Source organism: Bordetella genomosp. 5 (genome assembly GCF_002261315.1).
In the GTDB taxonomy this organism is placed as follows: Bacteria; Pseudomonadota; Gammaproteobacteria; order Burkholderiales; family Burkholderiaceae_B; genus Bordetella.
The window spans coordinates 234557-247817 of record NZ_NEVP01000012.1 but is presented as its reverse complement, the minus strand read 5'-3'; the positions used below and the strand labels follow the sequence as shown (position 1 = coordinate 247817).

Annotated in this window: 12 protein-coding genes and 2 pseudogenes; 9 read left to right on the top strand and 5 right to left on the bottom strand. The window is 70.0% G+C overall.

Annotated features, from left to right (window positions below):
* The first annotated feature begins 79 nt into the window (after window positions 1-79).
* Window positions 80-385 (top strand): DUF2007 domain-containing protein, encoded by a 306-nt coding sequence (locus CAL25_RS21290; RefSeq protein ID WP_094803720.1) that lies wholly within the window; start codon window positions 80-82, stop codon window positions 383-385.
* Between the two features lie 169 nt (window positions 386-554).
* Here CAL25_RS21290 and CAL25_RS21285 read toward each other — a convergent pair whose 3' ends face one another.
* The gene (locus CAL25_RS21285) at window positions 555-1709 is read right to left on the bottom strand and encodes a metallophosphoesterase (RefSeq protein ID WP_094803718.1); all 1155 of its coding nucleotides are present in this window, start codon (window positions 1707-1709) and stop codon (window positions 555-557) included.
* 199 nt (window positions 1710-1908) lie between these two features.
* Here CAL25_RS21285 and CAL25_RS21280 point away from each other — a divergent pair, with 199 nt between their 5' ends.
* From CAL25_RS21280 to CAL25_RS21265, 4 genes and pseudogenes are all read left to right on the top strand, one after another.
* Window positions 1909-2262: a YciI family protein gene (locus CAL25_RS21280; protein ID WP_094803716.1), complete on the top strand. Its 354-nt coding sequence runs from the start codon at window positions 1909-1911 to the stop codon at window positions 2260-2262.
* Between the two features lie 148 nt (window positions 2263-2410).
* Window positions 2411-2770 (top strand): annotated as a pseudogene (locus CAL25_RS21275) (YciI family protein); the annotation flags it as partial.
* A gap of 213 nt (window positions 2771-2983) precedes the next feature.
* The gene (locus CAL25_RS21270; protein WP_094803712.1) at window positions 2984-3394 is read left to right on the top strand and encodes a VOC family protein; all 411 of its coding nucleotides are present in this window, start codon (window positions 2984-2986) and stop codon (window positions 3392-3394) included.
* Window positions 3395-3396: 2 nt separating this feature from the next.
* A pseudogene (locus tag CAL25_RS21265) lies at window positions 3397-4653 on the top strand (RNA polymerase sigma factor); the annotation flags it as partial.
* Between the two features lie 178 nt (window positions 4654-4831).
* Here CAL25_RS21265 and CAL25_RS21260 read toward each other — a convergent pair.
* The 3 genes from CAL25_RS21260 to CAL25_RS21250 form a co-directional block, all read right to left on the bottom strand.
* Complete coding sequence (locus CAL25_RS21260) at window positions 4832-6067, bottom strand: D-alanyl-D-alanine carboxypeptidase family protein (RefSeq protein ID WP_094803708.1); 1236 nt, start codon at window positions 6065-6067, stop codon at window positions 4832-4834.
* Window positions 6068-6196: 129 nt separating this feature from the next.
* Window positions 6197-7777, bottom strand: a complete 1581-nt coding sequence (locus CAL25_RS21255) for a phospholipase D family protein (protein ID WP_094803706.1) — start codon at window positions 7775-7777, stop codon at window positions 6197-6199.
* A gap of 41 nt (window positions 7778-7818) precedes the next feature.
* Window positions 7819-8832 (bottom strand): hypothetical protein, encoded by a 1014-nt coding sequence (locus CAL25_RS21250; protein ID WP_094803704.1) that lies wholly within the window; start codon window positions 8830-8832, stop codon window positions 7819-7821.
* 185 nt (window positions 8833-9017) lie between these two features.
* On the opposite strand from CAL25_RS21250, the gene CAL25_RS21245 reads away from it, so the two are divergent.
* Genes CAL25_RS21245 through CAL25_RS21230 form a run of 4 tightly spaced genes read left to right on the top strand, consistent with a single transcriptional unit; the run spans window position 9018 to window position 12691 of the window.
* Window positions 9018-9494, top strand: coding sequence for a MarR family winged helix-turn-helix transcriptional regulator (locus CAL25_RS21245; RefSeq protein WP_094803702.1), 477 nt, complete (start codon window positions 9018-9020; stop codon window positions 9492-9494).
* Complete coding sequence (locus CAL25_RS21240; protein WP_094803700.1) at window positions 9491-11536, top strand: FUSC family protein; 2046 nt, start codon at window positions 9491-9493, stop codon at window positions 11534-11536. Before CAL25_RS21245 ends, CAL25_RS21240 begins: the two co-directional genes overlap by 4 nt.
* Before the next feature lie 52 nt (window positions 11537-11588).
* On the top strand, window positions 11589-12152 hold the full coding sequence (locus tag CAL25_RS21235; protein WP_094803698.1) for a helix-turn-helix domain-containing protein: 564 nt from the start codon (window positions 11589-11591) through the stop codon (window positions 12150-12152).
* Between the two features lie 8 nt (window positions 12153-12160).
* On the top strand, window positions 12161-12691 hold the full coding sequence (locus tag CAL25_RS21230) for a GNAT family N-acetyltransferase (RefSeq protein ID WP_094803696.1): 531 nt from the start codon (window positions 12161-12163) through the stop codon (window positions 12689-12691).
* A gap of 13 nt (window positions 12692-12704) precedes the next feature.
* Here CAL25_RS21230 and CAL25_RS21225 read toward each other — a convergent pair whose 3' ends face one another.
* Window positions 12705-13091: a hypothetical protein gene (locus CAL25_RS21225; RefSeq protein ID WP_249279191.1), complete on the bottom strand. Its 387-nt coding sequence runs from the start codon at window positions 13089-13091 to the stop codon at window positions 12705-12707.
* Window positions 13092-13261: the final 170 nt, after the last annotated feature.

Here is a 13261-nt window from a genome sequence, read left to right as displayed (position 1 = left end):
AGCGGTCGCGGCGGCCGGGGCTTGCCAGCGCGGCGCGGGCAGGCCAACATCGCGGTGTCGATGCCGGGAAGGAGCCCTCATGATCAAGCTTGCGCGCGCGCCCAGCCTGCTGCTGGCGCAGCATTGGGTCAACCTGCTCGAACAGGCCCGCATCCCCTGCGAGCTGCACAACCAGTATCTGCAGGGCGCGCTGGGCGACATTCCGGTCGATCAATGCGGCCCGGAGGTGTGGATCGAGCGCGAACGCGACCTGCCCGAGGCGCAGGCGCTGATCCAGGGCGGTGCGCCGCCCGGCAGCCAGCCGTGGCACTGCACCGAATGCGGCGAGCCCCTCGAGGCGCAGTTCACCTTGTGCTGGCAGTGCGGCAGTCCGCGGCCAGGCTGATCTTCACGGACGGTTACGCGCGGCGGCAGCCCGCAGCCCGAGGCCGGCAGCCCGAAGCCCGCAGCCCGCGGCCCGCAGCCCGAGGTCTGAAGCTCGGCGCCCGAAGTCCGGGGTCCGCAGCCCGAGCTCGGCAGCTCCAAGCCAGCTCGGCCGGCGCAGCCCCTGCCGCTCAGGCGCGGCGCAGGCGCAGCCGCGTGATCTCGGACGGCGCGCCCAGGCGCTTGGGCGGTCCCCAGTAGCCCGTGCCGCGGCTGATATACAGCCACATGCGCCCATGACGATGCAGGCCGGCCACATACGGCTGTTGCAGCCGCACGAAGAACCGCCAGGGCAGGAACTGCCCGCCATGCGTATGGCCGGATAGTTGCAGGTCGTAACCGGCCGGCTCGGCCGCGGCCGCGCTGCGTGGCTGGTGCGCGAGCAGGATGCGCAGGCTGCCCGCGGGCGCGTCCGCGACGGCCCGCACCGGGTTGCTGCGCTGATGCGGGTCGAAGGCGCCCGCGCTGTAGTCGGTAACGCCTGCCAGCGCGATGCCGGCCTCGCCCGTGCGCAGCATCACGTGTTCGTTCTGCAGCACGTGCAGGCCGATGCGGCGGAACTCGGTCACCCACTGCGCGGCGCCCGAATAGTATTCGTGGTTGCCGGTCACCAGGAACACGCCCTGACGTGCCCGCAAGCGGCCGAGCGGGGCGGTGTGTTCGCGCAGTTGCGCCACGTTGCCATCGACCACGTCGCCGGTGATCGCGATCAGGTCGGGCGCGAGCGCATTGCTGGCTTCGACGATGGCGTCGACGTAGCCGCGCTTGATCGTGGGCCCGACATGAATGTCGCTCAGTTGCACGATGGTGTAGCCCTCGAGGGCGGGCGGCAGGTCGGCGATCGGAATATCGACGTCCACGACCGGTGCGCGCCGGCGTGCGTTCCAGAAGCCGATGGCGCTCGCCAGCAGCGCGAACGCCGGCACCGCGATGGCACTCGCCGCGCGCAGCGGCGCCCAGGGGAGGGTGAGGCCCCCCAGCGAGACGAGCCAGAGCACCAGCAGCACCGCGTCGCGCAGCACCGTGAGCACGAAGAGCGACGAGAAGAATCCCATGGCCGTGAGCCCGGCCCATGCCAGGCGGTCGCCCCAGGGCTGGCGCCCGGAGGAGCGGCTCAGCATGCCGAGCGGGATGAGCACGCAGCTCGCCACGAGCAGCAGCGCTGCCGCCAGGCCGCCCGCCAGCGGCAGGCCCGCGTCGGGAATCAGCCGCAGGCCAACATAAACATGGGCCAGCACGCCGAGCGTGATGAAACGGATGAAAAAGGACGACTGTCGCAGAGCCAAGGCGAATCTCTCTTGAGGGGCGTCCCGCGATGATACGGTGCCCCCACGCTGCGCGGTGCTTCGCCCGCTTGCTGCCCCCCGAGGGGGCCGCCCGCCTCGGGGCGGCCCAGCGGCGGGCGGTGCCCCCACACTTCACACACTTCGCTCCTATACTGGCCCGATTCGTGGTCCGGTGTCGGACGCGCTGCCAGGAGTTGCCATGTCGTATGCCTTGCTGATCGTCGAACCCGTGGGCCAGCGTGCCACGCGCTCCGCTGCCGAGGGGCAGGCCCTCTACGACAGCATGCTGGCGTTTGCTGCCGGCTTGCGCGAGCGCGGGATTCTGCGCGAAGCGCAGTCGCTGCTGGCCCAGGACCAGGCCGTGCGCGTGCAGGTGCGCGAGGGCCAGTCGCGCCTGGTCGACGGCCCGTTTGCCGAGCTCAAGGAAATGGTGGGTGGCTTTTTCCTGATCGACTGCGAGACCGACGCCGAGGCGCTCGAGATCGCCCGGGCCTGTCCCGCCGCTCAGTGGTGCACGGTCGAAGTGCGCAAGCTCGGTCCCTGCTTCATGTAGGAAGGGCGCCGTCGGCAGTGCGGGCAGGCGCGTTTTTCTAGGTGTTTTCCCTGGTTGGTGCGAATTCCTGTCGATCCGGGGCGTGCTGTGCCGTCGTGTCGATACAGGCCGGTGCGCATGCGCCACCGGCGAACCCAGGAGAGATGCGATGCGTTTCATGATCATCATCAGGGCCAACGCGCTGAGCGAGTCCGGTGCCATGCCCGAGCCCGAGCTCATGGCGGCGATGGGGGCGTTTCACGAAGAGCTCGCCCGCGCCGGCGTGCTGCTCGACGCCATGGGCCTGCAACCCAGCAGCAAGGGCTGGCGGGTGCGACACGAGGCGGGGCAGGTCAGCGTGACCGATGGTCCCTTTGCCGAAACCAAGGAGTTGATCGCGGGCTTCACCCTGATCCAGGTGCGTGACCGCGACGAGGCGCTGGCCTGGGCGCGGCGCTATCCCGCGCCCTTTGGCGCGGACCGCGCGGGCGAGATCGAGGTGCGCCAGGTCTACGAGATGACGGACTTTCCACCGCCCGCGGGCCAGGAGCCGGGCACGGTGGCCGCAGCGGACACGGCAGACACAGCGAACGCGGCGGATACAGCGGATACCGCAGACACTGCCGACACAGCCACAGCGGCCGCAGCCCGCGCCCCGGCTTGACGCATCTTTCCCGCGCCCGGGCGCGTGCGCGTCCGGGCAACGCAGCGGGCCGCTCGCCGCGGCCTCTCAGGAGTCATCATGCACAAACAACTCTTCGTCAATCTTCCGGTCGCCGACCTGCCGCGCTCGCAGGCATTTTTCACCGCGCTCGGCCTGTCGTTCAATCCGCAGTTCACCAACGAGCAGGCCGCCTGCCTCGTGATCGGCGAAAACCTCTACGCCATGTTGCTGGTGCCCGACTACTTCCAGAGCTTCTCGGGCCGGCCGGTGGCCGACGCCCGCGCGGCCACCGAAGTGATGGTTGCGGTGTCGTGCGAGAGCCGTGACGAGGTCGACCAGATCGTCCGGCGTGCGCTGGCGGCGGGCGGCACCGCGCCGCGCCAGCCGCAGGATTACGGCTTCATGTACTCGCACAGCTTCGACGATCCCGACGGTCATATCTGGGAGTTCTTCCATATGGACCCCAACGCGGTCGCGCCGGCGGCGTAACGATGGCCGGGCATGATGCCGTTCGCCGCGAGATCGAGGCCGTCTGGCGCATCGAGTCGGCCAAGGTGGTGGCGTATGCCGCCCGCCATCTGCGCGACCTGGCGCTGGCCGAAGAGGCCGCGCAGGACGCGCTGGTGGCGGCGCTGGAGCACTGGCCGGCGCGCGGCGTGCCGGCCAACCCCGGAGCCTGGCTCATGACCGCCGCTCGCCATCGTGCGCTCGACATGCTGCGCCAGGCGGCCACGCAGGCGCGTGGCGGCGAGGCCCTGGCCCGCGAGATCGAAGTGATGCAGGCCCATGTCGAACCCGATGTGGCGGACGCCGTGGACGCGCGCCGCGCCGACGATATCGGCGACGATCTGCTGCGGCTCATCTTCACGGCCTGCCATCCGGTGTTGCCGTCCGATGCCCGCGTGGCCCTCACGCTGCGCCTGCTTGGCGGCCTGTCGACGGCGGAGATCGCGCGCGCCTTTCTACAGTCCGAGAGCACCGTGGCGCAGCGCATCGTGCGCGCCAAGCGCAGCCTCAGCCAGGCGCGGGTGCCCTTCGAGGTGCCGCGTGCGCGCGAGCGGGCCGAGCGCCTGGACGCGGTGCTGGAGGTGATCTACCTGATCTTCAACGAGGGTCATGCGGCCACGGCCGGCGACGACTGGACGCGCCCCGATCTCTGCCAGGAAGCCTTGCGGCTTGCCCGCGTGCTCGCGGGGCTCATGCCCGACGAAGGCGAGGCGCACGGCCTGGCTGCGCTGCTGGAACTGCAGGCGTCGCGCCTGCCCGCGCGGATCGACGCGCAGGGCCAGCCGGTGCTGTTGCTGGCGCAGGACCGCGGCCGCTGGGACCGCCTGCTGATCCGGCGCGGGCTGGCGGCGCTGGTGCGCGCGCAGGCGTGCGGCGCGCTCGGACCCTACGGACTGCAAGCCGCGCTGGCGGCCTGTCATGCCCGCGCGGCCCGGGCCGAGGACACCGATTGGCGCGCGATCGTCGCGCTCTACGACGCCCTGTACGCGCGGATGCCCACGCCGGTCGTGGCGTTGAACCGGGCCGTCGCGCTCGGCATGGATCAGGGGCCCGCGGCCGCGCTGCCGCTGGTCGAGGCCTTGCAGGCCGAGCCGACGCTGGCGCGCTATCCCTGGCTCTGGAGCGCGCGCGCCGATCTGCTCGAACGCCTGGGCCGATACGCGGAGGCCGAGACCGCCTTTCTGCAGGCGGCCGCGCTGACACGCAACACGCGCGAAGCCGCGTTGCTGGCGGCGCGTGCACGGGCAGCGCGGCTTGCCGCCGCGCAGGCGAGCGCCGTATCTACGGCCGCCGTATCGACGGCCGCCGCACCCGCGTCCCGCCGCTCACCGCGGCCCAAATGAAACCGGCCGTGCATGCCGTCCGGTGGAACGACACGCACGGCCGCGAAGCGCGTACGGGGCAGGAGGCGCGCGGCGATCAGCTCGCGTCGTCGCGCCACCAGAGCCGCACGCTGTCCCACGCGCGGCCCACGAAGCCGGCCTCGGGCACGGGCTGCTGCGCCACCATCGGCACCTGCAGCGCGGGCTTGCCGTCGACCGAGATCTGCACCACGCCCACTTGCTGTTGCGCCGTGATCGGCGCGATCAGGGGCTGTGCCGGTTGCACCGCGCGCTCGACCCGCGCGCCCGCCGGCGTCGTGAGGTAGACGTCGCGCGCGTAGCCGACCGGCACGGCCTCGGCCTGGCCCTTCCAGACCTGCTGTTCGCCCGCGCTTTCGCCCGCCTGATAAAGCCGCACGGTGCGAAACGCGCCGTAGCCCCATTCGAGCAGCGTGCGCGCCTCTTGCGTACGCACCTTGTCTGAGGCCGTGCCGATCACCACGGCGATCAGGCGCCGCTGCAGCCCGCCCTCGTTGCGCGAGGCGGAGCCGATGAGGCAATAGCCGGCCGACTCGGTGTGGCCGGTCTTCATGCCGTCGACGCTGGGGTCCTGCCACAACAGCCGATTGCGGTTGGTCTGGCGGATCTTGTTGTACGTGAATTCGCGCGTGGTGTCGTAGCGCCGTGCCGTCTGGCCGAAGTCGCGCGACATGCGCGCGGCCAGCGTGCCGAGATCGGCGGCGGTGGAGTAGGTGAGCGCGTCGGGCAGACCGCTCGGGCTGTTGAAATGCGTGTCGGCCAGGCCGAGCGCCTGAGCCTGCGTGTTCATGCGCGCCACGAAGGCCTCCACGGAGCCGCTCACGGTCTCGGCCAGCGCCACCGCGGCGTCGTTACCCGACTGCACCATCAGCCCGTAGAGCAGGGCGTCCACGGTCACCTGATTGCCGGGCTCGAGGAACATGCGCGAGCTGCCGGGCGCCACTTTCCAGGCGCGCGTCGAGATGGTGACCTGTTGCTGCAGCGTGATTTCCTTGGCGGCGAGCGCCTGGAACACCACGTACGCCGTCATGATCTTGGTGAGCGACGCCGGTTCGATGCGCGTGCGTGCGTTCTGTCCGCCCAGCACCTGGCCGCTCGTGGCGTCGAGCACCAGCCAGGCGCGCGCGGTCAGCGCGGGCGCCGTCACGGCATGCGACTGCGCGGCGGAGGCGGGCGCGGCGAGCGCGAGGGGAGAGGCGGCGGGGGCGGTGCTGGCGTGCGCGGCCGGCAGGCTGCACACGAGTGTCAGGCAGGCCGTCAGGGCCATGCGAGACGCGGGGGAGGGCTTGAACATCGGGAACGACTTTCCTGTCTTGATTCGGGCGGCAATCGGGCGCGCCCGCGCGCCGGAAGTCCGGCGGGGCGGCGCCGCAACCTTAGCACGACGTTCGCCGGACGCCGGCACGCAGGCGCCGCGCGGATCTCAGAGCAGGTGTTCGATGGGCAGCAGCGACACGAACCACACGGACACGCGTTGCCACCAGCGCGTGCCCGGCTCGGTGTCGTGCCGGATCGTGCGGCCGTCGCGTTGTTCGAGCCAGTAAAGACGGTCTCTGTCGTCCAGGCAGACGCGGTAGGCGGTGCGCGGAATCCCGTCCAGGAAGACGTCGTCGATGCGGCGGGCCAGCACGGGGCTGTCGATCACGAAGCCGAGCTCGGTGTTGAGATTGGCCGAGCGCGGATCGAAGTTGAACGACCCCACGAACACGCGCTCGTTGTCCACCGAGAATGTCTTGGCATGCAGGCTCGACCCCGAACTGCCCGATCCGCTGAAGCCGCCGGACCCCTTGCTGCGCTCGGGCGTGTCGGCGGCGGCGCGCATTTCCCAGAGCTCGATGCCACCGCGCAGCAGATCCTTACGCCGCTTCGCATAGCCCGAGTGCACGACGGCCACGTCGGTGGCTTCGAGCGCATTGGTCAGTACCCGAACCTCCACGCCGCGTTGCGCCATCTCGACCAGCGCCCGCGTGCCGGTCTCGGTGGGCACGAAGTAGGGCGAGACCAGGTCCAGCACCTTGTCGGGGGTGCCGACGATGCGTTCGAGTTGATGCGTGAGTGCGGCTTCCGGCGGGGCCTGGTCGAGCACCTTGGCCGGGTCATCGCTCACCATGCGCGTGGGCGCCCATTCGAGCGACAGCTGACTGTCCATCAGCTGCCGCATGAAGTTGGAATCGCGCAGCGCATGCGCATAGGCCGCGGCGCGCGGGTCGGCCTCGATCACGCCGGCCTGGCTGGCCAGCTGGTCGAGCGCGTTCGCCGGGGCCGGGCGCAGCAGCCGATCGACGGGATAAGCGGAGTCGCTGTTCCAGTAGAGGTCGAAATCCCTGGACACCTCGGGCACGACCGGGCCCACGGCGAGCACATCGAGATCGGCGAACAGCACGTCGTCGGTGGCGCCGAAGTATTCATCGCCGATATTGCGCCCGCCGATGATGGTGGCCTGATTGTCGGCGGTGAACGACTTGTTGTGCATGCGCCGGTTCAGGCGCTTGAAATCAGTGATGAACCCGATGAACTTGGGCCGCCGCAGCACGAAGGGATTGAACAGCCGCACCTCGATATTCGGATGGGCGTCGAGTGCGGCCAGCACCGTGTCCAGGCCGGCGGTGCCGTTGTCGTCGAGCAGCAGGCGCACCCGCACGCCGCGATCGGCGGCCACGTGCAGGGCCTCGAGCAGCATGGTGCCCGTCATGTCGCTGCGCCAGATGTAGTACTGCACATCCAGCGTCCGGCGCGCGGCGTTCGCCAGCAGCATGCGCGCCGCAAAGGCATCCTGCGCGTCGGCCAGGGCATGGATGCCGGATTTCCCGGGATGCTGTTGCGCCATCGGCGTGAGGACGCGGCCCAGCGGCGTGTCGCGGGCCTCGTTGATGTCGAGTGCGTGGGACACGCTGCGGTTCTCCAGGGAAGGCAGGGTGCAGCCCGCGAGCAGGCTCACGCACAGGGCGAGAGAGGCGGTGAGCCGTGTGGCGGACCGTCGAAGCAGTTGGGGCACCCATGTCATGACCCTATTGTGCCCGATGGCCGCGCGCACCGCGGCAGGGCTCAGGGCTGCGGCCAGGCCTGGGCCGACGCCAGCCGCTGCAGCGCGGCGGCGCGCTGCGCCTGGCTGGCCTCGCCCAGTTTGCCGAGCTGCTCGCGCCAATCGAGATACAGCGTCTGCGCGAATTCATCCTGAAACCGCAGCGCCTGCCGATCGTCGAGGCGCCAGCGATCCTGGCTGCGATCGACGAGCGCCGCCACGGCCTGGGCCATCTCGAAGTAGCGTGCATCGGCCTGCCAGCTGGCCTGGATCGCGTCGCGCTGGTAGGCCGCCTGGGCCGTCAGCGTGTCGCGCAGCCGGGCGCGTTCGGCGCGCGGCAGGCGCAACGCCTCGGGCATGGCGATGCCGTCTTCGAGCTCGCGCAGGCCCCGGTCGCGGTGCCGCAGGGCGAGCGCGCTCGCGGCGCGCAATTGGCGATTGGCATGCGCGGCCCCACCCGGCGCGGCCAGGCGCACCGCGCTCAGGCTCTCTTCCAGATCGAGTTCGTCGAGCTCGCGGGCATAGTCGCGATGCCGCTCGACCGCGCGGCCGATCACCGTTTTGACGAGGCGCTCGTATTCGCCATACATGCCGGTCGCCTGCGGCTTCGTCTCGATCTCGGGCAATTGCTGCCAGTCGGTCGTGTGCGCGGCCGTTTCCAGGCGCAGCTGACTCAGCTTGAGCGCTTCGCCGTAGATCTCCCGCTGGCGCCGTCCGTCCACGCCCGCGACCAGGTCGTACAGGCAGACGCACAGCAGGAGCAGACAGGCCGCCAGCGCGATCCGGTATTGCGCGCGCGGCGCGCGCAGACGTTGCCAGGCGAAGGCGGCGATCAGCACCACGAGCACGATGAAGGCCTGGCTGCACACCGCCACGAAGGCTTGCAGCGGGCTGCGACTGCGGAACATCGCCTCGGCGGCGGCCACCACCACCAGGCCCAGCGCCACCGCGTGGGTGGCCTGGCGCATGAGGGGGCCGGGATCGGCCCAGCGATCCATCGGGGCGGCACGGAAGAAAGACAACAAGCGCTTGTACAACCGCGACTCCGGCCCAGGCAATGTTATGGCTAACGACTAAATGTAATAACAAGATACACGAGTGGATGGTCGCAATCCAGCGAATAACGGTGACAGCGCCCAAACTCCGTCTCACGGCGCATATTGCTGTCATGCTAATATTTAGCATTCTAAATAAATGGCCGCGGAGGTTTGGCGGCGTTTCCATGACCCGCTCTCGTCCTCCCGCTTCGATCGGCCGCCTTCTCGTGGTGGGCGGCCGCCAATGGCGCAAACGCATCGATCAGGCGCTGCAGGCCCAGGGGCTGTCGCAGGCGACCGCCTGGCCGCTGCTGGTATTGCGCACTCACGGCGAGCCGCTGCGACAGGGCGTGCTGGCCGAAGAAATCGGCATCGAAGGCGCCTCGCTGGTGCGGGTGATCGACGCGCTCGAGGCCGCCGGTCTGATCGAACGCCTGCCCGACCCGCACGACCGGCGCGCGCGTTGCGTCGGCCTGAGCGCGGCAGGCGCGGGCAAGGCCGAGGAAATCGCGCGCATCGTCGATCGCGTGCGTGAAGAGGTGGTGGCGGGTCTGCCCGAGGCCGATCTGGCGGTGGCCGAACGCGTGCTGCGTGCCCTGCACGAACGCCTGGATCAGCTCAATCAATCCACGCCGGCGCCCTCGCCGGAGCCCCGCTCGTGATCCGCCAGGCTTTCACCTACCGTCCGAGCGTGGCCGATGCGATCTTCTCGCTGAAGAATTTCATCGCCGCCATGTTGGCGCTGTACCTGTCGCTGCAGCTCGATTTCCAGCGGCCGGGCTGGGCCATGGCCACGGCCTACATCATCGCGCACCCGCTGTCGGGCGCGCTCACCTCCAAGGCCATCTATCGCGTGGTCGGTACCGTGTTCGGCGCGGCGGTGGCCGTGCTGCTCGTGCCCCTGCTCGTCAACGCGCCGGTGCTGCTGTCGGCCACGCTCGCCCTCTGGGTGGGGCTGTGCCTGTACATCTCGATGCTGGATCGCCTGCCGCGCAGTTATATCTTCATGCTGGCCGGGTACACGGCGGCCATCGTGGGGTTTTCGAGCGTGTCGGAGCCCCTGGCCGTGTTCGATACGGCGCTGGCGCGCTGCGAAGAAATCACGCTCGGCATCCTGTGCGCGACGCTGGTGAGCCATCTCATTCTGCCGCGCCACGTGGGCGGCCTGATTTCACAGCGCATCGACGCCTGGCTGCGCGACTCGGCCACGCTGCTGGAAGACAGCCTGCGCGGCCCGGAAGGCGTGCGGCGCCTGCCCAAGGATCTGCATCGTCTGGCCGCGGGCGTGGCCGAGCTGCGCACGCTGGCCGTGCATCTGGCTTACGAAAAGCCGCAACTGCGCGGCGGCGAGGCCCTGCTGCGCGAGCTGCACGATCGCATGGCGCTGATGCTGCCGATCATCGGCGCGATCGCCGACCGCGTGAATGCCTTGCGCAGGCTCGAAGGCGACCCCGCCGACATGCGCGCCCTGCAGGAGGCGCTCGGGCGCTGGTTGCACCCGGCCTCGGCCGAGGAGGGCGAGGCGGCGCTGCTGGCGCTGCAAGCCCGGATCGAAGCCCTGCGCGCGCACGGCGGCCCGGCGCTGCCGGCCGCATCCGCCTGGCCGGCGATCTTGCGCGCGAGCCTCGCGCTCAGGCTCGACCGGTTGATCGCCTTGCGAACCGACGCACACGACCTGTGGCGGCACCTGCGGCGCGGACGGCGGCCGCGCCAGCCCTTGCGGCGTTCGCGGCCCGCCGGCGAATTGCGCGACCATGGCGTGGCCCTGCGCTGCGGGGCCGCCGCCACGCTGTCGGTGGGCGTGTGCGCGCTGCTCTGGATCGGCCTGGGCTGGCCGTCGGGCGTGATGGCCGTGCAGATGGCCTCCGTCGGATCGTGCATCCTCTCGTTCATGGACGACCCCGTGCCGGCGCTCAAGGCGTTTCTGCAATGCACGGTGCTGTCTGCCATCGTGGTGGCCGTCTATCTCTTCGGTATCCTGCCCGCGCTCACGCATTTCCCGATGCTGGTGCTGGCGCTGGCCGTGTTTCTGATCCCGATCGGGATGATGCAGGCGTCCATGGCGCACTTCGGCATCGCGCTGCCCATGATCGCCAACAGCATCCTGCTGCTCAATCTGCACAACGTGCAGAACGAGGCCTTCGACGTATATGTGAACGGCGCCATCGCGTCGGTGATCGGTTTCGTGGTGCCCACGCTCGTGATCGGTTTCGTGCGCGCCATGAATCCGGACACCAGCGTGCGGCGCCTGATGGCGGGCGGCTGGGCCGAGATCGCCGACATCGCGCGTGGCCGCCGCCAGGTGTCGCGCGATCAGCTCGCGCGGCGCATGTACGACCGCGTCGCGATGATGGCGCCGAGAGCGGGCGCCGCCGCGCCCGCCGTTCGCGCCAAGGCCCTGCGCGCCAGTTTCGAGTTCGGTGCTGCCGTGAACCTTGCCGAGCTGCAACGACTGCGCGCGCAACTGCCGCTCGAAGGCAGGGCGCTGCTGGACGATCTGCTGGGTGCGCTGGCACGCCTCTTCGAGGCCCGGCGCCGGCGCCGCGAGACGGGCGAGGCCGCCGAGCATGCGTTGCGCAGCCTGGATGCCGCGCTCACGCGCGTGCGGCAGGATCCGCCGGCCGGCCATCGCCTGGAACTGCTCGCCGCGCTTTCCGGCCTGCGGCTCGCCTTCTTCGGCAACGCCCAGCCGTATCGCGGATAGCGGCTAGCGAATTCGCTGGCGGGTTTTCCGAATATGGGAAATAATCCCGTTTATGGAAAACGCAAACGAAGACATCAGCGCGGCGCTTGCCGCCCGGCTGCGCGGCCTGCGCGCCGAACAGGGCTGGTCGCTCGACCAGCTGGCCGAGGCGAGCGGCTTGAGCCGGGCCACGCTGTCGCGTATCGAAAACGCCGAAGTCAGCCCCACCGCGCAGGCGCTGGGCCGGCTGTGCGCCGCCTTCGGTCTGCCCATGTCGCGCCTGCTGCGCATGGTCGAGAGCGGGTTCGCGCCGCTGATCAGGCGCGACGAGCAACCCGTCTGGCACGACGCCGCCACCGCCTTCGAGCGGCGCTCCGTGTCGCCGCCGGCGCAACCGCTGGCGGGCGAGGTGCTGGGCTGCGTCTTGGGACCGGGCCAGCGCATCGAGTATGCCGCCTCGCCGCGCCCCGGCATGGAACATCATCTACTGCTGGTCGAAGGCGCGTTGCGCGTCGAGATCGAAGGCCGGCCGCACGAGCTCGCCCCGGGCGACTGCCTGCGATATCAGCTGCACGGCACGAGCGCGTTCCAGACCTCGGCCGATCAGGCCGCCCGCTATTTCCTGTTCATCGTCTGAGCCACCCCATGACCGTCACGATCGAAACCGTCACGCCTCGTACCCTGGGCGATCTGCTCCCCGCGCTTGCTCAGGTGCTGCATGCCTGCGTCTCGCAGGGCGCCAGCGTGGGCTTCGTCGCGCCATTTACGGCGGCCGACAGCGAGGCCTGGTGGCGCAGGCGCATCGCGCCCGCGCTGGAGGAGGGTGGCCTCGTGCTGCTGGCGGCGCGGCAGGGCGGGGAGGTGGTGGGTACGGTGCAGCTCGATTGCGATACGCCGGCCAACCAGCCGCATCGCGCCGAGGTGCGCAAGCTGCTGGTGCATCCGCGCGCGCGGCGCGCGGGCATCGCGCGGCAACTGATGGTCGCCATCGAGGCGAGCGCGCGCGAACGGGGCCGCACGTTGCTCACGCTCGACACCCGCAGCGGCGATCACGCCGAACCGCTTTATCTGGGAATGGGCTATGTGGTGGCCGGGCGCATCCCCGGTTATGCCCGGGCGAGCGACGCGGATCGTCTCGACGCGACCACCATCATGTACAAAGAATTGCCGGCGTGAGCCGGCCCGGGGCTCAGCCCAGCGGTTTCAGGCCCACGCTGTAGGCGGGGGCGTTGCCGCGCGCGGCGGCCTTGATCTTGAGCATCGAGCCGCCGGGGGTGTACTCGAACTCCTGGTAGCTGATCTCGAACCACTGGTGAAAGCTGGTGCGCTGGAATTCCGGCACCCAGACGCGGGCCTTGCGCGGGTCGCAATGAAACTCGACCTCGGTGTGCTCGATGTTGAGCGGACGCGCCGTACCCAGGCGATAGCTCGCCCGCACCTCGGCACGCTGCACGGTGCCGGGCTCCCACTGCAGCCCGACCAGGGCCATGAATTGCTCGATCGCCGCCGCGTCGTAGAACGAGTTGGGCGAGCGGCCGCCGCCCTTGGGGGCGGGCTTCTGTTTGTTTCTGCTCATAGGCGCAACTTTACCGCAGCCCGGCCCCGCGCCCGAGCGGCGCGGCTGGCTCGAATTGCGTCCCTTTTATTGAGCTGAAACACAAAGCGCGCGCCAGGCCGCTTTTTTTGCCTTTATCCGGCCGTTTGGCCCGCGCCGGCGCCGCCTAGAATCCTTCCCATCCTGCCCGG